The 23,925-nt window shown below is 74.3% G+C and carries 18 protein-coding genes; 6 read left to right on the top strand and 12 right to left on the bottom strand.

What is annotated here, in order from left to right:
- Window positions 1–14 precede the first annotated feature (14 nt).
- A complete protein-coding gene (locus AB0J12_RS21020; protein WP_363265831.1) occupies window positions 15–485 on the top strand; it encodes a hypothetical protein in 471 nt (156 codons plus the stop codon).
- Here AB0J12_RS21020 and AB0J12_RS21015 read toward each other — a convergent pair.
- From AB0J12_RS21015 to purN, 3 genes are all read right to left on the bottom strand, one after another.
- The gene (locus AB0J12_RS21015; RefSeq protein WP_363265830.1) at window positions 394–969 is read right to left on the bottom strand and encodes a DUF6215 domain-containing protein; all 576 of its coding nucleotides are present in this window, start codon (window positions 967–969) and stop codon (window positions 394–396) included. The genes AB0J12_RS21020 and AB0J12_RS21015 overlap by 92 nt on opposite strands.
- A 64-nt stretch (window positions 970–1,033) precedes the next feature.
- Window positions 1,034–2,596: a bifunctional phosphoribosylaminoimidazolecarboxamide formyltransferase/IMP cyclohydrolase gene (purH, locus tag AB0J12_RS21010; RefSeq protein ID WP_363265829.1), complete on the bottom strand. Its 1,563-nt coding sequence runs from the start codon at window positions 2,594–2,596 to the stop codon at window positions 1,034–1,036.
- Window positions 2,593–3,222 (bottom strand): phosphoribosylglycinamide formyltransferase, encoded by a 630-nt coding sequence (gene purN, locus AB0J12_RS21005; RefSeq protein WP_363265828.1) that lies wholly within the window; start codon window positions 3,220–3,222, stop codon window positions 2,593–2,595. The genes purH and purN overlap by 4 nt, the downstream gene beginning before the upstream one ends.
- A gap of 271 nt (window positions 3,223–3,493) precedes the next feature.
- Between purN and AB0J12_RS21000 the strand changes: the two genes are divergently transcribed.
- The gene (locus AB0J12_RS21000; protein ID WP_363265827.1) at window positions 3,494–4,315 is read left to right on the top strand and encodes a hypothetical protein; all 822 of its coding nucleotides are present in this window, start codon (window positions 3,494–3,496) and stop codon (window positions 4,313–4,315) included.
- A 9-nt stretch (window positions 4,316–4,324) separates the two neighbouring features.
- Here AB0J12_RS21000 and AB0J12_RS20995 read toward each other — a convergent pair whose 3' ends face one another.
- Window positions 4,325–6,265 carry a DUF6350 family protein gene (locus tag AB0J12_RS20995; RefSeq protein ID WP_363265826.1) on the bottom strand — a complete coding sequence of 647 codons (1,941 nt, stop codon included), beginning with the start codon at window positions 6,263–6,265 and terminating at the stop codon, window positions 4,325–4,327.
- A 96-nt stretch (window positions 6,266–6,361) separates the two neighbouring features.
- Here AB0J12_RS20995 and AB0J12_RS20990 point away from each other — a divergent pair, with 96 nt between their 5' ends.
- Window positions 6,362–7,504 carry a helix-turn-helix domain-containing protein gene (locus AB0J12_RS20990; protein ID WP_363265825.1) on the top strand — a complete coding sequence of 381 codons (1,143 nt, stop codon included), beginning with the start codon at window positions 6,362–6,364 and terminating at the stop codon, window positions 7,502–7,504.
- Between the two features lie 187 nt (window positions 7,505–7,691).
- Here AB0J12_RS20990 and sucD read toward each other — a convergent pair whose 3' ends face one another.
- From sucD to AB0J12_RS20955, 7 genes are all read right to left on the bottom strand, one after another.
- Window positions 7,692–8,576 (bottom strand): succinate--CoA ligase subunit alpha, encoded by an 885-nt coding sequence (sucD, locus tag AB0J12_RS20985; protein ID WP_363265824.1) that lies wholly within the window; start codon window positions 8,574–8,576, stop codon window positions 7,692–7,694.
- A gap of 21 nt (window positions 8,577–8,597) precedes the next feature.
- A complete protein-coding gene (sucC, locus tag AB0J12_RS20980) occupies window positions 8,598–9,779 on the bottom strand; it encodes an ADP-forming succinate--CoA ligase subunit beta (protein WP_363265823.1) in 1,182 nt (393 codons plus the stop codon).
- 583 nt (window positions 9,780–10,362) lie between these two features.
- The gene (locus tag AB0J12_RS20975; protein ID WP_363265822.1) at window positions 10,363–12,090 is read right to left on the bottom strand and encodes a hypothetical protein; all 1,728 of its coding nucleotides are present in this window, start codon (window positions 12,088–12,090) and stop codon (window positions 10,363–10,365) included.
- 202 nt (window positions 12,091–12,292) lie between these two features.
- Complete coding sequence (locus AB0J12_RS20970) at window positions 12,293–13,207, bottom strand: hypothetical protein (RefSeq protein WP_363265821.1); 915 nt, start codon at window positions 13,205–13,207, stop codon at window positions 12,293–12,295.
- Window positions 13,208–13,325: 118 nt separating this feature from the next.
- A complete protein-coding gene (locus tag AB0J12_RS20965) occupies window positions 13,326–14,579 on the bottom strand; it encodes a VWA domain-containing protein (protein WP_363265820.1) in 1,254 nt (417 codons plus the stop codon).
- Window positions 14,576–17,080 carry a DUF5682 family protein gene (locus AB0J12_RS20960; RefSeq protein ID WP_363265819.1) on the bottom strand — a complete coding sequence of 835 codons (2,505 nt, stop codon included), beginning with the start codon at window positions 17,078–17,080 and terminating at the stop codon, window positions 14,576–14,578. Before AB0J12_RS20960 ends, AB0J12_RS20965 begins: the two co-directional genes overlap by 4 nt.
- 216 nt (window positions 17,081–17,296) lie before the next feature.
- Window positions 17,297–18,469 carry an AAA family ATPase gene (locus tag AB0J12_RS20955; RefSeq protein ID WP_363265818.1) on the bottom strand — a complete coding sequence of 391 codons (1,173 nt, stop codon included), beginning with the start codon at window positions 18,467–18,469 and terminating at the stop codon, window positions 17,297–17,299.
- Between the two features lie 134 nt (window positions 18,470–18,603).
- Between AB0J12_RS20955 and AB0J12_RS20950 the strand changes: the two genes are divergently transcribed.
- The gene (locus AB0J12_RS20950) at window positions 18,604–19,956 is read left to right on the top strand and encodes an SWIM zinc finger family protein (RefSeq protein WP_363265817.1); all 1,353 of its coding nucleotides are present in this window, start codon (window positions 18,604–18,606) and stop codon (window positions 19,954–19,956) included.
- Window positions 19,957–20,093: 137 nt separating this feature from the next.
- Window positions 20,094–21,725: a DUF5691 domain-containing protein gene (locus AB0J12_RS20945; protein WP_363265816.1), complete on the top strand. Its 1,632-nt coding sequence runs from the start codon at window positions 20,094–20,096 to the stop codon at window positions 21,723–21,725.
- 329 nt (window positions 21,726–22,054) lie between these two features.
- Here the strand turns inward: AB0J12_RS20945 and AB0J12_RS20940 are convergent, their stop codons facing one another.
- On the bottom strand, window positions 22,055–22,471 hold the full coding sequence (locus AB0J12_RS20940; RefSeq protein WP_363265923.1) for a cobalamin B12-binding domain-containing protein: 417 nt from the start codon (window positions 22,469–22,471) through the stop codon (window positions 22,055–22,057).
- A gap of 428 nt (window positions 22,472–22,899) precedes the next feature.
- On the opposite strand from AB0J12_RS20940, the gene AB0J12_RS20935 reads away from it, so the two are divergent.
- Window positions 22,900–23,832 carry an alpha/beta fold hydrolase gene (locus AB0J12_RS20935; RefSeq protein WP_363265815.1) on the top strand — a complete coding sequence of 311 codons (933 nt, stop codon included), beginning with the start codon at window positions 22,900–22,902 and terminating at the stop codon, window positions 23,830–23,832.
- The last annotated feature ends 93 nt before the right edge of the window (window positions 23,833–23,925 follow it).

The following is a 23,925-nucleotide window of genomic DNA, read 5'->3' as shown; positions in this document are numbered from 1 at the left end:
CAGGGGGAACGCACGTGAACATCGTCAAGCCCGCCGCGCTGCTGATCGCGGCCACCGCCCTCGTCGCCGGCTCCACGGCCGCGGCCACCGCCGCCGACCCCGCCGGTACCCGGGTGACCTCGCTCCAGCAGACGGCCGACCAGGTGCTCGCCGGGCACCCCAAGCCGCTGAAGGTCACCGCCGACCAGGTCCGCTACGACGGCCTGACCGTCACCGCCGCGCCGAAGGGCAGGGCCGCGGTGAAGGACCTGGCCTGCGGCTACGGCCACCTGTGCATGGTGGTCAGGGGCACCAAGTTCGACTTCTACAAGTGCCAGACCTGGAACGTCACCAACTGGACCGGCGACGGCCCGTTCACCAACAACCAGACCCCGGGCACGGTCGCCAAGTTCTTCAACCAGGACGGCAGCGTCCGCTGGACCTCGACGGCCTACCAGGCGGGCACCGCCACCTGGGACCCGATCTGGTCGCTGCGCCCCTGCTGATCCACCGCAGCGGACGGCCTCCGGTCCCCTCGGGGGAGGGCCGGAGGCCGTCCGGCGTCGCGTCAGCTCCCGTCCCAGCCGGGGACGGCGGGCAGGACCTTCTGCGGGCGATGCCTCCGGGGGCGGTGGTGGCGTTGCCGCCACCCAGGTCGAAGCCGATCCTGATGGTCTGGTCGGAGTACAGCACGGCCTGCCGCCCGAGGATCGTCTTCCGCTCGGCCCTCTGCCCCTCCAGCCGGGCGAACTGATCGACCGTCATGCGGTCGTAGGAGGCGGAGAGTCTCACGGAGTACGTCGTCAGGTCGACGGTGGCCTCCGGGGTGTCGGTCTCGGTGCCACCCGCCGGCTTCACCGAGCTGTCGCTGCCCGAGGCGGTCTGCGCGTGCTCGGCCGGCGTGCCGAGCAACGCGGACAGGTCCGCGCGGTTGAGGGCCTCGCACAGCTGGTCGCCGGTGACACGGCCCGCTCGGGCGGGCTTGCGCACGGCCCCGGCGATGACGCCGGGGCCGACTGAGCGGGGTCAGTGCATCGGGGTCAGTGCACCGGACTCAGTGGAAGAAGTGGCGGGTGCCCGTGAAGTACATGGTCACGCCGGCCTTCTTCGCCGCCTCCACGACCTGCTCGTCGCGGATGGACCCGCCGGGCTGGACGATGGCCCGCACCCCGGCGTCGATCAGGATCTGCGGTCCGTCCGGGAACGGGAAGAACGCGTCCGAGGCCGCGAAGGAGCCCCGGGCCCGCTCCTCGCCGGCCCGCTCGACGGCGAGCTTGCAGGAGTCGACGCGGTTGACCTGGCCCATGCCGACGCCGACGGAGGCACCGTCCTTGGCGAGCAGGATGGCGTTGGACTTCACCGCACGGCACGCCTTCCAGGCGAAGGCGAGCTGCTGGAGCTCGTCCTCGCTCAGCGCCTCACCGGAGGCCAGCGTCCAGGCGGCCGGGTCGTCGCCCTCGGCCTGGAGCCGGTCGGCGACCTGGAGCAGCGCGCCGCCGTCGATCGGCTTGACCTCGACCGGGTGGGCCGGGCCGTCGGGGCAGCGCAGCACGCGGATGTTCTTCTTCTTGGTGAGGGCCTCCAGCGCGCCGTCCTCGTAGTCCGGGGCCACGATGACCTCGGTGAAGATCTCGGCGACCTGCTCGGCCATCTCCTTGCTGACCGGCCGGTTCACGGCGATCACACCGCCGTACGCGGAGACCGGGTCACAGGCGTGCGCCTTGCGGTGCGCCTCGGCGACGTCCGCGCCGACCGCGATGCCGCACGGATTGGCGTGCTTGATGATCGCGACGCACGGCTCGGCGTGGTCGTACGCGGCACGGCGGGCGGCGTCCGTGTCCGTGTAGTTGTTGTACGACATCTCCTTGCCGTGCAGCTGCTCGGCTGCCGCGAGCCCCCCTTCACCGGCGGTGTACAGGGCGGCCGGCTGGTGCGGGTTCTCGCCGTAGCGCAGGGTGTGCGCGCGCTGCAGCGACGAGGCGATGAAGTCGGGGAACTGCGACTCGTCCGCGGGGGCGTAGGCGGAGGCGAACCAGGAGGAGACGGCGATGTCGTACTCCGCCGTGTGCCGGAAGGCCTCCGCGGCCAGGCGCTTGCGGGCGGCGAGGTCGAAGCCGCCGTCCTTGACCGCGGCGAGGACGTCGCCGTAGCGGGCCGGGCTGGTGACGACCGCGACCGAGGGGTGGTTCTTGGCGGCGGCGCGGACCATGGAGGGACCGCCGATGTCGATCTGCTCCACGCACTCGTCGGGCGAGGCGCCCGAGGCGACGGTCTCGCGGAACGGGTAGAGGTTGACGACGACGAGGTCGAACGGCTCCACGCCCAGCTCGGCGAGCTGCTCGCGGTGGCTGTCCAGGCGCAGGTCGGCGAGGATGCCGGCGTGCACCCGCGGGTGCAGCGTCTTGACCCGGCCGTCCAGGCACTCGGGGAAGCCGGTCAGCTCCTCCACCTTGGTGACGGGGACGCCGGCGGCGGCGATCCGGCCGGCCGTGGAGCCGGTGGAGACCAGCTCGACGCCTGCCTCGTGCAGCCCGCGGGCCAGCTCCTCCAGGCCGGTCTTGTCGTAGACGCTGACGAGCGCCCGGCGAAGGGGCCGCTTGTTGCTCTCGGCGGTCACTGGATAACTACCTTTCGTCCCTCGATGCGATAGCCGTTGCGGGCGAGGCGCCCCACGACCTCGACGAGCAGCCTTCGCTCGACTTCCTTGATGCGCTCGTGCAGCGCGCTCTCGTCGTCCTCGTCCCGGATCTCCACCACGCCCTGCGCGATGATCGGCCCGGTGTCGACGCCGTCGTCGACGAAGTGGACGGTGCAGCCGGTGACCCTGGCCCCGTACGCGAGCGCGTCGCGCACGCCGTGGGCGCCGGGAAAACTGGGGAGAAGCGCGGGGTGGGTGTTGACGAACCGCCCGCCGAACCGGGCGAGGAACTCCTTGCCCACGATCTTCATGAACCCGGCGGAGACGACGAGGTCGGGCCGGTGCGCTGCGACGGCCTCGGCGAGCGCGGCGTCCCACTCCTCGCGGGTGGCGTGGTCCTTGACCTTGACGACGAAGGTCGGCAGTCCGGCCCTCTCGGCCCGGGCGAGCCCCTCGATACCGTCGCGGTCGGCGCCGACGGCCACGATCTCGGCTCCGTACGCCTCGGGCCCGACGGCGGCGATCTCGTCCAGCAGCGCCTGCAGATTGGTGCCGGAGCCGGAGACCAGCACGACGAGGCGCTTGGCCACGGAGTTGGCGGCCACGGTGGGGCCCTTTCTCGGGGGGAGCGACGGTGCGCGGCCGGCCCGTCCATCCGCACTTGTGTGTTCGTACGAATGCTTCGCGCCCCGGGATACGGGGAAGTCTACGAAGCGGCCGACCGCCAGCAACGATACCGGCACACGGGAAGGCCCCCACGGGACGGGGGCGCGGCCTGCGGGTAGCGTCTGGGAGGAAACTACTCGGGAACGCGGTGGACGCGCGGTGCGTTTCCGGGGTGGAAGCCCATGTCACCTAGGGGAAGACGCTCTCTTGATGCCGGACCGCAGCCTGCGACTCCTCACGTTCCCACCGCACCCGGCCCGCACGGGCCAGACAGGGGAGCGTGGCACCGTGCTGCTGCGGGAGCGGCCGACTTCCCCGCCCGAGGCGCCCGACGGTCCCGGGCAGGGGCGCGGCGGACAGGACCGCGAGGACGACAACCCCTTCGCGCCGCCGCCGGAGGGCACCCCGGACCGCCCGTGGCAGCCGCGCCACCCGGCGGGCGGACACGGCGGCGACGGCCGGGACGGCAACGGCCGGGGCGGCGACGGCAGGGGCGGCAACGGGCAGGGCGATGACGGGCAGGGCGGCGGCTCGCCCTGGGGCCGGTGGAGCGACCGGCAGCCCGACCGCTCCGCCGGTGGCTTCGGCGAGCGGCCCGGCAGCGGCCCCGAGAAGCCGGCCGGCGGCGACGGAAGCGGTCCCGCCATGCGCTGGGACCCCACCGACCCGGTGCAGCGGCGCGCCCGGTACGCGCTGCTGTCCGGCATGTGGGCCTTCTTCTTCGCCCTCTTCGGCTGGCCCTACGTGGCCCTGCTGCTCGGCGCGCTCGCCGTGTACTGGGGCATCAGCGGACTGCGCGGCAGAACCCGGTCCGGCGCCTCCGACGGCGGCGGCCGCCCGCAGACCACGGCCGCGGTCAGCGGCCTCGTCACGGGGTCCCTCGCCCTGGCCCTGGTCGCCGCGGCCTTCGCCTCCCAGCTCGTCTACCGCGACTACTACACCTGCACCGGTGACGCCCTGACCAACGAGGCGAAGCAGTCCTGCAAGCAGCTGCTGCCGTCGGAACTGCGCGGGTTCCTGGGCGAGGGCTGACGAGCGGGTCTACGGCGCGGGGGGTGCCGGCGGGGCCGGTGGTGCCGGCGGGGCGTCCGGGGCCGGGGGCGGCTCTGCCGGCGGTTCTGCGTCGGGTGCGGTCGGTGGTGCCGCCGGTGATTCGGTAAGGGGGCCGGCCGGCTCGGGCTGGTCCCGCTCGTCGGGCGCCGTGAAGGTCAGCTTGTCCGGGGCGGGCGCGGTGCCGGTCGTGCCGGTCGTCCTGCCTGCGGCGGGGGCAATGCCGGGTGCCTTGTCCGCGGCGGGCGCGGTGGTGCCGTACGCCGGGCCGGGGAGGGTGGTCGCGCTGTCCACGCCGTAGGCCGTGTAGGGATCGTCCGCGGGGTCCTCGCGGTCGTACCGGGCGAAGGGGTCCTTCGGCGTCTCGATGTCGTAGATCTCCGGCTCCGCGTTCGGCGTGCGGCCCGTGGTGGGCTGCTGCCGGGCCGGTCGCCGCCGCCACGGCAGCCATCTGCCGGAGCGCCGGGTCCCGGGCGGGCCGGCCGGTGCCGGCACCGGCCGGCCCGAGCGCGGGACGCCGATCCTGGGCCGTACGGCCGCCGCGGCGGAGGTCTCCTTGCCGCCCGACCCGGTGCGTTCGGCCGCCGCGGCAGCGGTCTGCGCGCCCCCGGCGCCCGTCCTGCGCGACCGGGCGCGCAAGACGCGCCGGGCCAGGGCCACCGGGATCGCCGCCACGGCGATCCACAGAACGGTCGCCCCGCCCACCTGCCAGCCCATCGGACCGAAGCGGGAGAGCGCCGCCACCCCGAGCGGGCCGCCCGCCAGCGCCGCGAGGCCTGCCAGCAAGGCCCCGCACAGGACGGAGGCGAGGACGGCGGCCCCGGCCGTCCGGCCCGGCGACCACGCGCCGCCCGGCAGCGCGACCCGGTCGGTGCCGGTCGCCGCCACCGCCAGGAACCAGCCCACCGTCACCCCGGCCGCCAGCGGCACCGCCGCCGTGGTCCAGTGCAGCGGGGTTCCGGGTCCGCCCGCAGGGACCGCGGCCAGCAGCGGGAACGGCGGCAGCAGCGGGGCCGGGTCCGAGCCGAGCGGGCTGGTGAGGTGACCGACGGACAGGGCGAAACCGGGGCCGAGTGCGTAGGCGGCGGCCCACACGGCCGCGTTCGGCACCAGCACCAGGCACAGCAGCAGCACCGCGAACCGGCCCGACCAGCCCTCCGTCAGCTGCAGGAACGATCCGCGGGCCGCCCCGTTGTGCCACACCAGCGACACGGCCACCAGCAGCGCCCCGCCCCCGGACAGCACCGCCGCACCGGCGCACGCGGCGCGCGCGGCCGCGCCCAGCCGGGCCCGTCCGTCCGTGCCGGGCAGCAGCCGCCGCACCGGGTCCGGAAGCAGCACGAGCACGCTCTCCACGGGCTCGCGGGGATGGCCGTGCGCCGTCCACACCCCCGTGCCGGCCGCCATGACGACGAGGAGCGGCAGCATGGCGGGGCCCGGCCAGGTCCAGGACGGCCGCAGCTCCCCGCGCGAGGACACGTACAGCAGGGCCGCCGCGGCGACGCCGAGGTAGCCGAGGACGACGCCGGTGAAGGCCGTGCGGCCGGCGACGGGCTCCACGCCGTCATGGCCGTAGACGGCGTCGCGGGCCGCCCGGTGCAGCAGCCAGACGGGCACGGCCATGAGCAGCAACGGCGTCACCCCCACGGGGGCGGGAACGCCGGTGAGGGTGTCGGTGCGGACGAGTTCGGCGCCGTGCCCGAGGACCCAGAGGGCGGCCGCGATGTGCAGGGCACCGCCGGGTCCGCTGTCCGGGTAGGGGGAGCTGATCCACAGCGCCAGCACGAGCACGGCGAGCGAGCCGAGGCCCAGGCCGGCGGCGACCGCGCCGCCCAGCAGGCTCGCGGCCAGCCCGGACGAGCGGCCGCGCCTCCGGCGGAGCAGGCGGGGCAACGACGTTCGGCGGTCGGTCATCTGGATCACGACCGCCATGCTCCCAACGACACGCGCTTTCCCGGCGTAACAGGCGAAGCTCCGTTGTGTCGCCCAATATACGTTTATGTTCTTTTTCGTACGAAGGGGTGTCCGGTGAAGCAGAGCCCTGCCAACCCGCTCCCTCCGCCCAAGGAACGCCGGCGCCTGCGCGAGGCGGCCTCGCTGACGCAGGCTCAGTTCGCGGCACGGCTGGGCGTGTCCAAGGGTGCGGTGCGTGCGTGGGAGTCCGGCCGTACGACTCCCCGGGGCCCGCAGCGGGAGGCGTACGTGACACTGCTGGAGTCGCTGGCGGGGAGCGGCGGCCCGGTGACGGGGACTCAGGAGACGGGTGCGATCGCGAAGGCGACGGTGGCCTCCGTGGGGCGTACGTCGTCGGGGGCGTCCACCGTGGTGGTCGCCGCGGAGGCGGGGCCGGGTCCGGCGGCCGTTACCGCGGGCCCCCTGACGCCCGCTCAGGCCTTCGACGCGCTGTACGCCTTCTGCGCCCCGGCGCTGGTCCGGCAGGCGTATCTGCTCACCGGGCGGCGGGAACTGGCCCGGGAGTCCGTGGAGCGGGCCTTCCAGCGGGCCTGGGAGCGCTGGCCCGAGGTGGCCCGGGACCGGGACCCGGCGGGCTGGGTGCGGATGGCGGTGTACGAGTACGCGCTCTCCCCGTGGCACCGGTTCCGCCCCCGCTACCGCCACCCCGAGCCGCCGCCCGCCGCCCCGGCCGACCGCGCGCTGATGGACGTACTCCTGAAGCTCCCGCCGTCGTACCGGCGCACCCTGCTGCTCCACGACGGGGTCGGCCTCGGTCTGCCCGAGACCGCGGCGGAGACGGAGGCGAGCACGCCGGCGACCGCGCACCGTCTGATCCACGCGCGTGAGGCGCTCGCCGCGACCCTGCCGGAGCTGGGTGATCCGGACATGCTGCACCGGCGGCTGGCGGAGGTGGCCGCGACGGAGCGGCTGCGCGCTCCGCGGCCGACACGGGTGCGGTGCGGGGGTGAACGCCGGGCCCGGTTCTGGACACGGGCGGCGATCGCGTTCACGGTCGCGATCATCGGGGCGACGGCGCTCACGCTCCGCTCGGCTCCCACGCAGTACGAGCCTCCTGTCGCCCCTGGTCAGGCGGTACGGGGGGTGCCTCCGAAGGCGGCGCCGGGTCCGTTGTCGGAGGCGGAGGTGGAGCTGCGGGCGAAGCTGCGGGGCTCTGCCGGGAGCGGGCCGGAGCGGTTGACGCCGTCGGCTTGGTGAGTGGCTGTCCGTGCCGGCCCAGGGGCGCGGGGAACTGCGCGAGCAACCCGCCAACCATCCGCACCCGGCAGGCAACGCCCATCCGCACGGCGGGACGGGCGCAGCACCCCGCCGGCGCCGGTGAGCTTAAACGCCGGTAGGCCCGCCCCCAGCCGACGGGACGGGCCTACCTACCGTGAGCGGGAACTCAGCCGGCCAGGATCTCGCGGGCGAGCTTGGCCGTCTCGGTCGGCGTCTTGCCGACCTTGACGCCGGCGGCCTCGAGGGCCTCCTTCTTGGCCTGTGCGGTGCCAGAAGAGCCGGAGACGATCGCACCGGCGTGACCCATGGTCTTGCCCTCCGGCGCGGTGAAGCCCGCGACGTAGCCGACGACCGGCTTGGTCACGTTCTCCTTGATGAAGGCCGCGGCCCGCTCCTCGGCGTCGCCGCCGATCTCGCCGATCATGACGATCAGGTCGGTGTCGGGGTCGTCCTGGAACGCCTTCAGGGCGTCGATGTGGGTGGTGCCGATGATCGGGTCACCGCCGATGCCGACGCAGGTCGAGAAGCCGATGTCACGCAGCTCGTACATCATCTGGTACGTCAGCGTGCCGGACTTCGAGACCAGGCCGATGCGGCCCGGCTTGGTGATGTCGGCCGGGATGATGCCGGCGTTCGACTGACCGGGGGTGATCAGGCCGGGGCAGTTCGGGCCGATGATCCGGGTCTTGTTGCCCTTCTTGCCGGCGTACGCCCAGAAGGACGCCGTGTCGTGCACGGCGACGCCCTCGGTGATGACGACGGCCAGCGGGATCTCGGCGTCGATGGCCTCGACGACCGCGTCCTTGGTGAACTTCTCCGGGACGAAGATGACCGTGACGTCGGCGCCGGTCTTGTCGATGGCCTCCTTGACGGAGCCGAAGACCGGGACCTCGGTGCCGTCGAAGTCGACGGTGGTGCCGGCCTTGCGCGGGTTCACACCGCCGACGATGTTGGTGCCCGACGCCAGCATGCGCTTGGTGTGCTTCTGACCCTCGGAGCCGGTCATGCCCTGGACGATGACCTTGGATTCCTGGGTGAGGAAGATAGCCATGGTGTTGTGTGACCTCGTCCCTTACTTCGCGGCAGCAGCCAGCTCGGCGGCCTTGTCGGCCGCGCCGTCCATGGTGTCCACGCGCTGCACGAGCGGGTGGTTGCGGTCGTCCAGGATCTGACGGCCGAGCTCGGCGTTGTTGCCGTCGAGACGGACGACCAGCGGCTTGGTGACCTCTTCGCCCTTGCTCTCGAGGAGCTCCAGGGCCTGCACGATGCCGTTGGCGACGGCGTCGCAGGCGGTGATGCCGCCGAAGACGTTGACGAACACGGACTTGACGTCCGGGTCGCCCAGGATGATCTCCAGGCCGTTCGCCATGACCTCGGCGGAGGCGCCGCCACCGATGTCGAGGAAGTTGGCGGGCTTGACACCCTTGTGGTTCTCACCGGCGTACGCGACCACGTCGAGGGTGCTCATCACGAGACCCGCGCCGTTGCCGATGATGCCGACCTCGCCGTCGAGCTTGACGTAGTTGAGGTTCTTCTCCTTGGCCGCGGCCTCGAGCGGGTTGGCCGCCGCCTTGTCGTGGAGCGCCTCGTACTCGGGGTGACGGAACTCGGCGTTCTCGTCCAGCGACACCTTGCCGTCCAGGGCGATGACCTCGCCGGAGGCGACCTTCGCGAGCGGGTTGACCTCGACGAGGAGGGCGTCCGACTTGATGAAGGTGTCCCACAGCTTGATGAGGACGTTCGCGACCTTGTCGGCGACATCGGCCGGGAACTTGGCGGCCTCGACGATCTCGCGGGCCTTGGCCTCGTCCACACCGTCGATGGCGTCGATCGCGATCTTCGCCACGGCCTCGGGGCGGCTGGCCGCCACCTCCTCGATCTCCATGCCGCCCTCGACGGACGCGATGGAGAGGAAGGTGCGGTTGGCACGGTCGAGGAGGAAGGAGACGTAGTACTCCTCCAGGATCTCCGGAGCCGTCTCGGCGATCATCACCTTGTGGACCGTGTGGCCCTTGATGTCCATGCCGAGGATGTTGGTCGCGTGCTCGACCGCCTCGTCGGTGGTGGCGGCGAGCTTCACGCCACCGGCCTTGCCACGGCCGCCGACCTTCACCTGGGCCTTGACGACGGACTTGCCACCGAGGCGCTCAGTGGCTGCGCGGGCCGCCTCAGGCGTGTCGATGACTTCACCGGCCAGCACCGGTACATCGTGCTTGGCGAAGAGGTCCCTCGCCTGGTACTCGAACAGGTCCACGCGCTTCCGTCCCTATCAGTGATCTCGCGGTTCGTTGGATGCGTGGGCGTGCCGCGAAGGGCAACGTGACGTCCGCTTGTCACAAGGGAGGCGCACACGGTGTCCGAGCGCGCGGCATGTCCGTCTCGCAGGTTATCCCCGCTGGCGTTTCGGCTCTAAATCGGAGGTCACACCTCAGCGGTGATACCCGTCACATGATGCCGCGATGCACGGCACCGCGTGCCATGCGGTGCGGGACCTCACCGGGCTGGGGTTGACCCGGTGAGGCCCCTGAGCAGCCCCGGCGCCGGCCCTGTGGTCCGGTGCGGGACATGAGGCGGACGATCCCCACCCCAATGGGGACCGTCCGGCCCCCTTACCGCGGGGGTGCCACCGGATGGGCCGACGGTTTTCGGCCATCCGGGTCCGTCGCCCCCGCGGAGTCGGTGACGCGCCGGCCGGCTACCGCGCGGTGTGCCGGTTGCCGTACGGCGCCGGTCGCCTCGCGGTGTGCCGGTTGCCCGACGCCGGTCGCCTCGCGGCGCGGTGGACCGGGCGCGTGCGGCGGGCGCCTGCCGCTGTGGTGCGGTGGGCGCCTGCCGCTTTACTGCGGCGCGGTGCCCGCTTCTCGGATGCGGTGCGATGCCTGCTGCCCGGATACCCCGTGAATGTCATGCACATACCCGGGGGTGACGGACTGCGCCACTCCCCCGGCTCCGTGCGCCGCGTGCCCGGCCAGCGGGACGCCGGTGGCCTGCACGGTCCCGGACAGATCCTGCGCGAAGGGGGAGACGTCACCCGTCACCCCGTACGCGAAGGCGCCCGCCTGCCCGGCGACACCGCCCGCGAACGGCACGGCCTCACCCGCGACGCCGTACGCCGACCCGGTGACGCTGTCCGCCACCCCGTGCACGACCGGCCGGACGACGTCCACGACCGGCTGCGCCGCGCCCGTGACCCCGGCGGCCAGGGGCTGCACCTGGCCGGTCACGCCCTGGGCGAAGTCACCCGCCTGCCCGCTCACGCCGTACGCCAGCGGCGGCACCTGCCCGGAGACCCGGCCGGCGAACGGCGTCAGGTCGCCCTCGGCCCCGTACCCCAGCGCACCCGCGTCCGCGACGGCCTGCCCGGCGACCGGCAGCACACCGTTCACGGCGGTGTGGGCCACCGGCGGCAGCACGGCGTCAGCGGCGCCCTGGCCCACCTGCCCGACGAGCCCGGTGGCGTACGACGGCACACCGCCGACGACCGGGTACGCGTCCGCGACGGCGTCCCCGGCGGTTCCGGTGACCCCCTGCGCCGCGTGGCGGGCGACCGGCGTCACGCCGTACACCGCGTCGGTCGCGACGCGGGCGGTTCCGTGGACGGCGCCTCCGGCGAGCGGCGTCACGCCCGCCACCGCCCCGCCCGCGAGCGGGACGGCACCGTCGACGGCCGCGCCCGCAACCGGCGGCACCGCCGCGGACGCCGTCTCCCGCACCACCGGCGTCACCGTGCCGGGAACCTCGGCGACCGTGCCGACCACCCGCTGCTCCACCCCGTCGACCGCACCGGTGACATGCCCGGGGACGGCGGAGACGGAGGCCAGGGCGGCGGTCCGGACGTCATCGGCCTCACGCTGCGCGGCAGCCGAGCCGCGGCCCGCGCCCGCCACGGCCGGCCGCGCCGTCGTCCGTACGGCGCCGTCGACGTCCTGCGTCCGGCTGTGCGCCGTCGCCTGCACGCCCTGGAGCCTGGTCTGCGCGGCGGCCAGCGCGTGCTCCAGCTCGGGGGCGAAGGCGGCGAGCGGACCGAAGAGGTAGTCGATGCCGTCCTGCGGGGTGTGCGGCAGCTGCTCGGCGGTGTGCGCGGCCGTGTGCGCTGCCGTGCTGTGCGCCGCGTGCGCGGCGTGGGCGGCTTCGGCGCCGGTGATGGCCTGCGCGTCGCGCAGCCGGGGGGTGTGCGCGGTGGCGACTTCGGCGTCGACGTAGTGGCGGGCCCGGTCGGCCGTGGACGCGGGCGTGTGCACGGCGGCACCGCCGAGGAGGCCGGTCGCCGTGGACGTCGCCCGGGTGGTGGCCGGGGCGGTGGTGCCGGTGACCGTGGCGGTGGCGTCCTGGGCCGTGCCGGTCAGCGCGGAGACGGTGTCGTGCGAGGTGGCCAGGACGGTGTCGACGGTGTCCGTGACCGCGCCGAGCGTGTCACCGGCGTCGGCGGTGACGTCGGCCGTGGCGTCCGGGGCGGACACCGACGGGGCGGGCAGTTCGTCGGCGCTGGCCACGGCCGAGCCGAGCGCCCACGCGCCGGTGACACCGGCGGCTATCACGATGGAGCGGCGGATGTTCTTGTTCATGCGTGCTTCGGATCCTTCGGGTTCGGGAGCGGCGCGGCCGCGCACCTCCGGGTCGGTGACCTCGGGGGTGGGCTGCGCCGTGGAGTGGGGCTTGGGGTTCGGGATCATCCGTCCGGCAGCGCCGCGCTGGGCGAGGCGTCCGGAGGAGCGGGCAGACCTGTGCCGCCCCCGCGCGGCAGGTCCACGGCGGGGGGAGGTCTGCCTAGGCGGGGAAGACGGGGATGTCCCGGTACCTGTCCTGGATCCGAGGTGCGGCGCCCGGGGCCGCGGTTCCGGCCCGCACCGGCAACGGCAGCCGGTGGCGCGGCGTGACCGCGTACGCGTCCCCGTGGCCGGGCGTGCCGTCACCGGCGGCCGACCCGCCCACCACGGCACCACTCGGGCCGTCGGCAGGCCCCTGCGGCACGGTGTCCCGGCCGGGGTGAGCGGAGAGGGGGCGAGTGGAGAGGGGGTGCGCTGTGTGACGGGGCTGGGGCTGTGCCGACGCGGCCACCGGGCCGGACCGGTGGGCGCGGAACGCCGAAGCGTCGGCGGCCCGCACGGGTCCGGCCGGCGCGGGTGCTGCACTGTGGCCGGCAGGAACACCGCCGCCGTCGACACCGGGTGCGGAGGGCACGGGCAGGTGCGGGGCCCCGTGAAGAGCAGGCAGCGACGGCGCCTGCGGCAACGCGGGCGGCGCGGGCCGCGCCGGAAGCGCGGGGAGCGGCTGGGGCGCCGACGGGACAGGCAGCGTCTTCACGGGCGCCGTCTCGTCGAAACCGGCCGTGTCGTCGATGCCCACCGTGTCGTCGATGCCCGCCGCGTCGTGCACGGCCGCCGTCGTGGCGTCCCGTACCTCACCGATGGGCCGCACCACGCGCGCGTCCACGGCCCTCGACGCAGGACGCGTCGCCGAGGGCGCAAGCGACGGCGTCTCCGGCGAGGCGCTCGCCACCGTGGCCGTGGCCTTCGTCAGGGGTGCCGCCGGCGCCTGCTCCGCCGCCTGCGCGCGCTGCCCGCAGAGCAGTCCGAGCACGAGCAACCCGCCCAGCAGCAACGCCGCCTGGAGCACACGCCTCCCGGCCACCGCGCGCACGACGCGCACAGCGGCACCGGAGAGAGCGGGCTGCCAGGTCAACAGGGCGGGATCCTCCCGTGCGAGGTAGGGCGAACGAGCCGGGTTTGCAGGGCGCACGCCTCGGGCATACGCGGCATCGATCCTTGCATGCGACGCCCGAGGTTGCGCAAGCCCCCTGTTACCGATGGGTAGTCATGTCCGGTATGGGCAGCGGCTGCTTCTCGATCGCCGCCGCCATCACCTCAGGGAACAGGTCGGGCGTGCAGGCGAACGCCGGTGCCCCCAGCGCGGCGAGCGCGGCCGCATGCTCCCGGTCGTAGGCGGGCGCCCCCTCGTCCGACAGCGCGAGCAGCGCCACGAACTGCACCCCGGACGCCTTCATCGCCGCGACCCGCTTCAGCATCTCGTCGCGTATGCCGCCCTCGTAGAGGTCACTGATCAGCACGACCACCGTCTCCGCCGGCCGGGTGATCCGCGACTGGCAGTAGGCCAGCGCCCGGTTGATGTCCGTGCCGCCGCCCAACTGCGTCCCGAACAGCACTTCCACCGGGTCGTCCAGCTGGTCGGTGAGGTCGACGACGGCCGTGTCGAACACGACGAGCCGTGTGCTGATCGACCGCATCGAGGCCAGCACCGCGCCGAAGACTGAGGCGTGAACGACGGACGCCGCCATCGAACCGGACTGGTCGACGCACAGCACGACGTCCTTCTTCACCGACTGCGAGGCGCGCCCGTATCCGATGAGCCGCTCCGGCACGATCGTCCGCTGCTCCGGCAGGTAGTGCTTGAGGTTGGCCGCGATCGTCCGGTTCCAGTCGATGTCGTGGTGGCGCGGGCGCCGGACGCGGGCACTGCGGTCCAGGGCGCCGGTGAGGGCGGCCCGGGTGCGGGTGGCGAGCCGCTTCTCCAGGTCGTCCACGACCTTGCGCACCACCGCCCGCGCGGTCTCCTTCGTGGTCTCCGGCATCGCCTTGTTCAGCGACAGCAGCGTGCCGACGAGGTGCACGTCGGCCTCCACCGCCTCGAGCATCTCCGGCTCCAGCAGCAGCGTGGACAGACCGAGCCGGTCGATGGCGTCACGCTGCATGACCTGGACGACGGAGGAGGGGAAGTAGGTGCGGATGTCCCCGAGCCAGCGCGCGACGGACGGCGCCGACGCACCCAGGCCCGCCGAACGGTCCCGCCCCTTCCGCGCCTTGTCCTCCTTGCCGTACAGGGCGGTGAGCGCTCCGTCCATCGCCGCGTCCCGGCCGGACAGCGCGCATCCGGTACCGTCCGCGGCGTCCCCGCCGAGCACCAGCCGCCAGCGGCGCAGCCGTTCCTGCCCACCCGCCGCTTCCGCGGCGCCCGCTTCCGTCGCTTCCGTGATCGTGCCTTCCCTGGTCCTGCGTTCCGTGGACCTGGCTTCCGTGATCCTGCGTTCCGTGGTCATGCGCGCGCCCCCGCGAGGTCGTTGACGTCGGTCGTCTCCCGGTCGCCGTCCAGGCCCAGCAGCAGCCGCACCACGGGCAGCACCGCGTCCGCCCGCTCGGCGTCCAGACCGGGCCCGAAGCCGGGGACACCCTCGGCACCGGCGGCGGCGCCCCTCCCCCGGTCCTGCGGCCCGCGCCGGACCAGCTCGCCGAGCGTTCGTCGCACCCCCGGCTCGTACGCCGAGAACGTCCGCCGCAGCAGGGGCAGCACGTCCGTGAAGGCCTCCGCCGGCACCCCGGTCAGCCAGCCGTCCACCAGAGCGAGCAGCCGCTCGTCGTGCACGAGCAGCATCCCGCCGCCCCCACCGCCCACGAAGCCCTCGATCCACGCCGCCGCGTCGGCCGGCGGCGCACCCGGTGACAGGGCGAGCCCCATCAGCCGGGCCGCCTCGTCCTGGTCCAGCGCGCCGTCGTCCAGCAGCAGCCGCACCGCCCGCCCACGGATCACACCGGGCACCGTGTCGCGCCCCGACAGCACCCGCAGCACGCCCTGCCAGCGGACGCGCAGCGTGCTCGGGGCCGCCGAAGCCCCCGGCACCTCCCGGGTGTCGCCCAGCAGGCCCACTGCCCCGTGGACAGCGTCCATATGGCGTCGCATCTCAGCCGCGGCGTCCGCGTCGAGCGCGGCGCACGCCGGGGGCAGCCCCACGAAGATCCGCTCGGCGAGCCCGGCGGCGACCTCCGCGAGCGCGGCGGTGTCCGTGCCGCGCACGTCGCCGTAGCGCAGGGAACGGACCAAGGCGGGCAAGGCCTGCGCCAGATGCCCGACGTCCGTGTCGAGCGCCGCCCGGTCGGCGAGGACCCGCATCACGGCGGGCAGCGCGTCACCGAGCCCCGCGAGCAGGCACTGCTCGGCCAGCGCGGTGACCTCCGCCAGGGCCTGCGCGGCGAGCGCGTCCGCCTCGGCCTTGCCGGTGGCCGCGGCGAGCACGGTCGTGCCCCACACCCCGGCCTCGGCGACCCGCACCGACAGCTCCGGCTCCCAGCGCAGCCGCCACGTCTCCCGGAAGGTGCCCGTACTGCCCCGCGAGGCGACCGGCTCGCCCCACGTGATCCGCAGCAGCCGCAGCCGGTGGAGCAGCCGGCTGCGCTCGGCGTCGGTTTCCTTGCGCAGGTCGAGTTCGAGCTCCCGCTCCGCCGCCTCCGGTTTGAGCCGCAGCCGGCGCTGCAGCCGCCCCAGATCGCGTTGCAACGGCACCGCCGGCGCCGTCTGCGGCACCTCGCCCAGCACGTCTCCCACCACGAGCCGGTCGTGCACCAGCGCCAGCGGCACGTCCGAGCCGTCGCACATCACGGCCCGCACCGCGTCGGTCGTCTCGCTGAGCCCGGGCAGCGGACGTCCGCGCACCGCCGCGAGCGTCTCGGCGAGCCGTACCGCCTCGATGACGTGCGCGGACGAGACGAGGCGGTCCTCTGCCCGCAGCAGCCCGGCCACCTTGGTCATCCACCGCTCGACGGGCCGGTCCGGCGCGTCGAACAGATGGCCGTACCACCCCGGCGAGGCGATCCCTGCGCCGTATCCGCCGGCCCGCGCGAGCCTGCGATACGTCCACGGCACCCACGTCAGGTCGGCCTTGACCTTCGGCAGCCCCTTGAGCAGCGCCTTGTCGGCCGTGACCGTCGTGCGCCGCCGCAGCGCCGGAACGTGCCAGGCACCGCACACCACGGCCACGTCGTCGCCGAACTCCTTGTGCGCCGAGCGCAGTTGGAGCCGCATATGGGCCTCTCGCACCAGGTCCCGGTCGTGTCCCCCGCTGCCGTAGGTCTCCCGCAGTGCCGTCATCGCCTCCTCCAGCACGGTGAACGGCGCGAACGGGTCCCGCCGCTCCGGCCCGCGGTGCTCGACGACGTCCTCCCACCAGCGCTCCGGATCGTCGTACCCGGCGGCGTCGGCGAGAACGGCGAGCGGATCGAGCCGCACTCCGGCCGCGAGCCCACCGGGCCCTGGGCTGCCCGGCTCGGCCCCCTCCGGCTCGGCCCCCTCCGGCACGGATCCATCCGGCATGGATCCGTCCGGCATGGATCCGTCCGTGCCCTCATCCCCCTCGGGCCGGTCGGACAGGTGGGGCCGGTCGGGCAGCTCCCCCTTCCCCTCATCCCTCTCCCACGCCAGCGAGTGGGTGGCCGGCAGGTCGATGAAGCGGGCCGGGACGTCATGGGCCAGGGCCCAGCGGATCGCGACCCACTCCGGGGAGAACTCGGCGAGCGGCCAGAACGAGGAGCGGCCGGGCTCATCCACCGCGTGGGCCAGCAGCGCCACGGGCGGGCGCATGTCCGGCTCGGCGGCCAGCGGCAGGAGGGCGTCGGCCTCGGGCGGCCCCTCGATCAGCACCGCCCGCGGCCGCGCCGCGTCGAGCGCCGCCCGCACCGCCCGGGCCGAGCCGGGCCCGTGGTGCCGCACCCCGAGCAGCAGCGGCCCCGGGCCCGGCCACCCGCGCCGGATCGCCTCACCGTCCGTCATCGCATCCCCCTCATCCGCACGGCCCATGTCCTCACCTGCGCGACCACCACGGGCGTGGTCTTCGCGCGCCCTTACAGCCCCGTCACGGCCCCGTCTCCGGCGCGCACACCCTGCCCTGCGAGCCTCCGTTGCCCGCGGACCCACCGCTCCCGGAGGAGCCTCCGCCGCCCTCACGTCCCGCGGAGCGGCCCCAGCCCAGGTCGTCGTCCCCGCGCGTCATGCGCTCACCTCCCGGCAGGCGCGGTAGAAGTCGCTCCAGCCGTCGCGCTCGCGGACCACCGCCTCCAGGTACTCCTGCCACACGACTCGGTCGGCGGCCGGGTCACGGACCACGGCGCCGAGGATGCCGGCGGCCACGTCACCGGCCCGCAGCACACCGTCGCCGAAGTGGGCGGCCAGCGCGAGGCCGCCTGTGACGACGGAGATCGCCTCGGCCGTCGACAGCGTGCCGCTGGGCGACTTGACCTTGGTGCGCCCGTCGGCGGTGACGCCGTCGCGCAGTTCACGGAAGACCGTGACGACGCGGCGGATCTCGTCGATGCCGTCGGGCGCGGCCGGCAGGTCGAGCGAGCGGCCGATCTGGTCGACGCGCCGGGAGACGATGTCCACCTCGGCCTCGACGCTCTCCGGCAGCGGCAGCACGACCGTGTTGAAACGGCGGCGCAGCGCGCTGGAGAGGTCGTTGACCCCGCGGTCGCGGTCGTTGGCGGTGGCGATCAGGTTGAAGCCGCGGACCGCCTGCACCTCCTGGCCCAGCTCCGGTACCGGCAGGGTCTTCTCCGACAGGATGGTGATCAGCGTGTCCTGCACATCGGCCGGGATGCGGGTGAGCTCCTCGATGCGGGCGGTCATGCCCTCGGCCATGGCGCGCATGACCGGGCTGGGCACGAGGGCGTCCCGGCTGGGGCCGTGGGCCAGCAGCTGCGCGTAGTTCCAGCCGTAGCGGATGGCCTCCTCCGGGGTGCCGGCGGTGCCCTGCACCAGCAGGGTGGAGTCGCCGCTGACGGCGGCCGCGAGGTGTTCGGACACCCAGGTCTTGGCCGTGCCGGGCACGCCGAGCAGGAGCAGGGCGCGATCGGTGGCGAGCGTGGTGACGGCGACCTCGACGATGCGGCGCGGCCCCACGTACTTGGGCGTGATCACCGTGCCGTCGGGCAGGGTGCCGCCGAGCAGGTAGGTCGCCACCGCCCACGGTGACAATTTCCAGCGCTGCGGGCGCGGGCGGTCGTCCTGCGCGGTGAGCGCGGCGAGTTCGTGTGCGAAGGCGTCCTCGGCGTGCGGTCGCAGGACGTCGGCCGGTCGCGCCTCCGTCGTGTGCGCCTCGGTCGGTCCCGTCTCCTTGTCCTCTTTCGCTTCGTCGGAAGCCGGTTGATCCACGGTCACAGACATGGCGAAGTCCCCCTCCAGCCGGGCCGGTCGGTGATCTGGCATCCACCGTGCACCACGCCACTGACAACGCGTTCCGACCTGCGCAAACGTGCTCGCCGGGCCGATTGTCAGTGGGGGGGCCTACCGTCGACGACATGACTGAGCAGGGGGTGCGCCGGAGTGCGGACCAGGTGCTGGCACTGGCACCTGACGCCGCGTCGCGCAAAGCGGGAAGCAAGCTCGGCGTGGCCGGCCCGTGGTCCGAGGCGGGCCGTTCCGGCGAGGGGATCGTGTGGGGGCTGTGCAGGGGCAGCGGCGGCTCGGCGTACCGGACGGTGGCAGACGTCGCCGATGTCTCCGGGCCCGCGTATTCCTGCAGTTGCCCGAGCCGGAAGTTCCCGTGCAAGCACGCGCTGGGGCTGTTGCTGCTGTGGTCGGGCGACGAGGACGCGGTGCCTCGGGGGGAGCCGCCGGCGTGGGCGGCGCAGTGGAGAGAGGGGAGAAGGAAGCGGGCCGCGGAGAAGGGGCCGGTGGGAGGTTCCGCCGTCTCCTCCGCCGATCCGGAGGCGGCCCGGCGGCGGGCCGAGCGCCGGGCCGAGAGGATCACCGCCGGCGCCACGGAGCTGGAGCAGCGCCTGGCCGATCTGCTGCGCTCGGGCCTGGCGACGGCCGAGCGGGCGGGGTACGGGATGTGGGAGGAGACAGCGGCCCGCATGGTCGACGCGCAGGCGCCCGGGCTGGCCGCGCGGATACGGGAGTTGGGTGCGATACCGGGCTCCGGCCCGGGCTGGCCGGTGCGGCTGCTGGAGGAGTGCGCCCTGGTGCACCTCCTGGACCAGGGCTGGCTGCACCGCGAGCGGCTGCCGGAGGGCCTGGCGGCGACGGTGCGCTCCCGCGTCGGCCTGCCCGTGACGCCGGACGGTCCTGCGGTGCGCGACCAGTGGCTGGTCCTCGCGCAGTACGACACAACGGGGGACGCGAAGCTGACGACCCGCCGGATATGGCTGCACGGCGTCGCCACCGACCGTACGGCACTGCTGTTGTCGTACGGCGCCGCCGGGCGCGCCCCGGAGCTGGCCCTGCCGGTCGGCCTGGCGCTGGACGCGGAGGTGTCCGCGTATCCGGGAGACGGCCGGCAGCGGGTGGCACTGGGCGAGCGGTTCGCCCCGCCCGCGCCGACGGCCGTACGGCCCAAGGGGGTGACGACCGCGCAGGCGACCGCCCGTTACGGCGAGGCCCTGCGGGACGATCCGTGGCTGGAGTCCGTCCCGGTGACGCTGGAGTCGGTGATACCGACGCCCGGTGGGAACTCGTGGCAGCTCGCGGACGCCGACGGTGACAGCGCGCTGCCGCTCACCCCGGCCGCTGCGGCCCGCCCCGGCCTGTGGCGGCTGGTGGCCCTCTCCGGCGGCGCCCCCGTGACCGTCTTCGGTGAGTGCGGCCACCGCGGCTTCACCCCGCTCACCGCCTGGCCCCAGGGCCCCGGCGACGCCGTGTCCCTGTACTGAGCACGGCACAGTGGCGCGCCCGGGGGGGGCACGAGGGGCACACCCGTCCCCTTCCTCGGCCCCCATCCGTCCGGCATCCCGGGACACCCCAGGGTGAGCCTTCGACCGTTCCCGGTCTTCCCACCGAAAGGAAGCGCATGAACTCGACCCCGGCTCCCGTGGCCCGGCCGGCTCGCCCCGCGTCCGGCGCCTGGGAGGACCTGGTCACCGCGGCGCTGCTCGGTACGGACCGGCGCACGCCGCCCGTGCCGGTCGGCGGCGGCCGCGAGGCCCCCGTGGCGCTGCTGGACGCGGCGGCCGGGGCGACCGTGCGCCGCCGTGCCGGGCTGCGGCCCGCCGCGGCCGCGCCCCGGCCCGCGCCCGCCCCGGCCGACCCGCGCCCCCCGCTGCCCGCGGCGGCGGCCCGCAGACTCGGCTCGCTGCTGGCCGACCGCCCCGGCACGGCCACCGGCCGCAGGGGCACGACACCGGATCTGATGGAGCTGCTGCCGCAGTGGCTCGCCGCGGCGAACGCGCGGGGCTGGGCGCCGCCGCCCCAGGCGCTGCCCGCACTGCTCGACGCGGCGCGCGGCCGGACGGATCTGCGGCCGGCGGTACTGGAGTTCGCCGGGCCGCGCGCGCTGTGGCTGGCCCGGCTCAACCCGGACTGGCGGTTCGCCCTGCGGGCCGCGCCCGGCGGCGGCACGGCACTGCCGCAGCCCGGTCAGCGGGCGGAGACCGAGCGGCTGTGGCAGGAGGGGCTGTTCGCCGAACGGGTCGCCCTCCTCTCGGCGTTGCGCGCCCGCGATCCCGAGGCGGGGCGCGCGCTGCTGGCGGCGACCTGGGCCACCGAGCGTGCCGAGGACCGGCTGATGTTCCTCGACTCGCTGCGCACGGGTCTCGGCCCGGACGACGAGCCGTTCCTGGAGCAGGCCCTCGCCGACCGCAGCCGCAACGTGCGTGCCACGGCGGCGGAGCTGCTGTCGGCGTTGCCGAGGTCGGCGCTCGCCGCCCGGATGGCGGTGCGCGCCGGCGTGTGCGTGGCCCTGGACCGCACGCGCGAGACACCCACCATCGTCGTGGAGGCGCCCCACGAGTGCGATCCGGGCATGGAGCGCGACGGTGTCCAGGCCACGGCGCCGACCGGGCGGGGTGAACGGTCGTGGTGGTTGGGTCAGTTGGTGGAGGCCGCGCCCTTGGGCACCTGGTCCGGGCGGCTGGGCGGGCGGACGCCGAGGGAGATCGTGGCGCTGCCGGTCGCCGACGACTGGCAGGGCGAACTGCACGCGGCCTGGTGCCGGGCGGCGGTCCGGCAGCGGGACGGCGGCTGGGCGCGGGCGCTGCTCGGCGAGCCGTCGGCTCCCGAGGCGGGCGGTCCGGGCGCGGTCTCCCTGGCCGAGCGGGCCAAGCTGCTCGGCACGCTCCGGCCCGCCGAACGGGCCGAGTGGGTCGCCGGGTTCATCGCGGCCCACGGTCTGTCAGAGGCGTTCCAGCTGCTCGGTGTGTGTGCGGTGCCGTGGGCGGCGCCGCTCGGGCGTGCGGTGGTCGACGCGCTGAACATCGCACGGGACGCCGGGAGTTACCCATGGAGTTTCAGCGGCGTGATGGGGCTGGCGGAGCGCTGCCTGGATCCCGCGGAGGCCGGGCGGCTCGACGGGCTGCTCGCGGTACCGGACGAACCGGAGGACGCGTCGCCGGGGGCCGGGGGCTACTGGGCGGAAGCCTTCCAGCGGCTGATGACGACGCTGCGGCTCCGCGCGGCGATGATGCGGGAGCTGGAAGCACCGTGACCGCGACGGTGCGCGACCGCCGAAGCCGGCCACCGGGGCACGCCCCTGGGCCCTTCCGCGCGGGGCCGCCCCAGGACCCAGCCACCCGTGGCCCGCTCCGACTCCGGACACCCGCGACCCGCCCCGGCCCCAGCCGCCACAGCACCCCCGGGCACCGGCCGACCGACCGACAAACCCCTCGGACTCCGGCCGACCGCGACACCCTCCAGCACCGTGACCTCGCAGGCACCCCGCAGGCACCGCTCAGGTACTCCGCAAACGCCCCCGGACGCCACCACTGACCCACCGGCGGCGCAGCCCCCGGCTCCTCCCGCCGGCCGTGCCGGGTGTCAGGCCTCGGCAGGCTGCCGTACGTTCGCGCGTACCCAGTCCACGATGGACTGGGTCGTCGCACCCGGGGTGAAGATCTCCGCGACGCCCTTGTCCTTCAGCGGCGGGATGTCGGCCTCCGGGATGATCCCGCCGCCGAAGACCAGGATGTCCTCGGCGTCCCGCTGCTTGAGCAGGTCGATCACGGCCGCGAAGAGCGTGTTGTGCGCCCCGGAGAGGATGGACAGCCCGATCGCGTCGGCGTCCTCCTGGATCGCGGTGTCGACGATCTGCTCGGGGGTCTGGTGAAGCCCGGTGTAGATCACCTCCATGCCCGCGTCGCGCAGCGCACGCGCGATGACCTTGGCCCCGCGATCGTGGCCGTCGAGCCCCGGCTTCGCCACCACGACGCGGATCGGACCGGCTGCCACACCCATCACTGCCTCCATGAAGCGACTGCATCCATCCCCACCGACGCCCACCGACAAGGACTGCGGTACCCACACCGGCCGGGGGAGTGAACGAACGTTATCGCCCAGCATCCCGCAACCGGCCGTTTCGCGGTGCACAGCGAGGGGGAAATCACACAGTGGGACATGTTCATCGCGCACGGTTCGCTGATTCCGGGAGCCATGCGCCCCACACTTCCGGGGCACTCGTACCCCAGAAGGAACAAGCGCCACGGGAGCCGCTACGAGGTCGCCGTGTCACCGCGCCGCAGGCCACGCGGCGTGAAGGCACGGCGTATCGACACAGGAGCACATCGCAGACGCCGTAGGACACGCCGTCGACGGCCTCACCCCGGCTTCCACGAGGGCACAGGGAAGACAGAGAAGTCCTCCCAGGTGCCGACAGGAGGTCGGCCATGACGGTCACCAGGGTCCTCTATCCCTTTCTCCCCCTCTGTCAGCGCCTCCTGCCGAGCAGGCTGGCCGGACTCTCGGCGGCCCTGCTGAAGGCGACCGCCCTGGAACTCGCGATCCTCACCGGTCACCTCCTGCTGTATCCCTCCGGCATCGTGCAGGAGCGCCGCAGCCGCCCCCTGCCCGCGCCGGCCGGCCCCGGACGCGGTGTCTCTCCCGACGCCACCCCAGGGCTCACCAGCGACGACACGGCCTGCGACGTCCCGGATCCGGCCCGGCTGCCGGTGCCGGCCCAGCCGCCCGTGGTGCTGCTGCACGGCTTCATCGACAACCGGTCCGTGTTCGTGCTGCTGCGCCGCAATCTCGCCCAGCACGGCAGGCAGCGCGTCGAGTCACTGAACTACTCGCCGCTGACCTGCGACATCCGCATCGCGGCCGAACTGCTCGGGCGGCACATCGAGGAGATATGCGAGCGCACGGGCAGTGAGCGCGTGGATGTCGTCGGGCACAGCCTCGGCGGCCTGATCGCCCGCTACTACGTGCAGCGGCTCGGCGGCGATCACCGGGTGCGCACGCTGGTCACGCTGGGTACACCGCACTCCGGCACCCGGGTGGCGCCGCTGGCCAACGCCCATCCGATCGTGCGCCAGATGCGGCCCGGCTCGCCCCTGCTCGAGGAGCTGGCCCAGCCGGCGCCCGGCTGCCGCACGCGTTTCGTGAGCTTCTGGAGCGATCTGGACCATCTGATGGACCCGCTGGAGAGCGCCTGCATCGACCACCCCGACCTGCTGGCGCACAACGTCCGGGTGAGCGGGATCGGCCATCTGGCCCTGCCGGTTCACCCGGCCGTGGCGGCCGGCATACGGCAGGCCCTCGACGCGGAGCTGCCGGGAGCCGACGCCGGCACGCGTGCGGGCGGCCTGACCGTGGCCTGACGTCGTAGGACGGCCGACCGCACCCGGCCTTCCGGTCACCTCGTGTGACCGGAAGGCTGCACTCCGGAACGGTCCGGGAATCGTCGGCAAACG

It is taken from the genome of Streptomyces sp. NPDC049915, from assembly GCF_040656475.1.
Taxonomy (GTDB): Bacteria; Actinomycetota; Actinomycetes; order Streptomycetales; family Streptomycetaceae; genus Streptomyces.
The sequence above is the reverse complement of the archived record's forward strand: the minus strand, read 5'-3'. Positions and strand labels throughout refer to the sequence as shown.

What these genes read in the sequence shown, in the direction of transcription:
- AB0J12_RS21000 (WP_363265827.1), top strand. Translation starts at nt 3,494, where the DNA reads ATGCCGGACCGCAGCCTGCGACTCCTCACGTTCCCACCGCACCCGGCC.
- AB0J12_RS20995 (WP_363265826.1), bottom strand. Translation starts at nt 6,265, where the DNA reads ATGGCGGTCGTGATCCAGATGACCGACCGCCGAACGTCGTTGCCCCGC.
- sucD (WP_363265824.1), bottom strand. Translation starts at nt 8,576, where the DNA reads ATGGCTATCTTCCTCACCCAGGAATCCAAGGTCATCGTCCAGGGCATG.
- AB0J12_RS20975 (WP_363265822.1), bottom strand. Translation starts at nt 12,090, where the DNA reads ATGAACAAGAACATCCGCCGCTCCATCGTGATAGCCGCCGGTGTCACC.
- AB0J12_RS20965 (WP_363265820.1), bottom strand. Translation starts at nt 14,579, where the DNA reads ATGACCACGGAACGCAGGATCACGGAAGCCAGGTCCACGGAACGCAGG.
- AB0J12_RS20960 (WP_363265819.1), bottom strand. Translation starts at nt 17,080, where the DNA reads ATGACGGACGGTGAGGCGATCCGGCGCGGGTGGCCGGGCCCGGGGCCG.
- AB0J12_RS20955 (WP_363265818.1), bottom strand. Translation starts at nt 18,469, where the DNA reads ATGTCTGTGACCGTGGATCAACCGGCTTCCGACGAAGCGAAAGAGGAC.
- AB0J12_RS20950 (WP_363265817.1), top strand. Translation starts at nt 18,604, where the DNA reads ATGACTGAGCAGGGGGTGCGCCGGAGTGCGGACCAGGTGCTGGCACTG.
- AB0J12_RS20945 (WP_363265816.1), top strand. Translation starts at nt 20,094, where the DNA reads ATGAACTCGACCCCGGCTCCCGTGGCCCGGCCGGCTCGCCCCGCGTCC.
- AB0J12_RS20940 (WP_363265923.1), bottom strand. Translation starts at nt 22,471, where the DNA reads ATGGGTGTGGCAGCCGGTCCGATCCGCGTCGTGGTGGCGAAGCCGGGG.
- AB0J12_RS20935 (WP_363265815.1), top strand. Translation starts at nt 22,900, where the DNA reads ATGACGGTCACCAGGGTCCTCTATCCCTTTCTCCCCCTCTGTCAGCGC.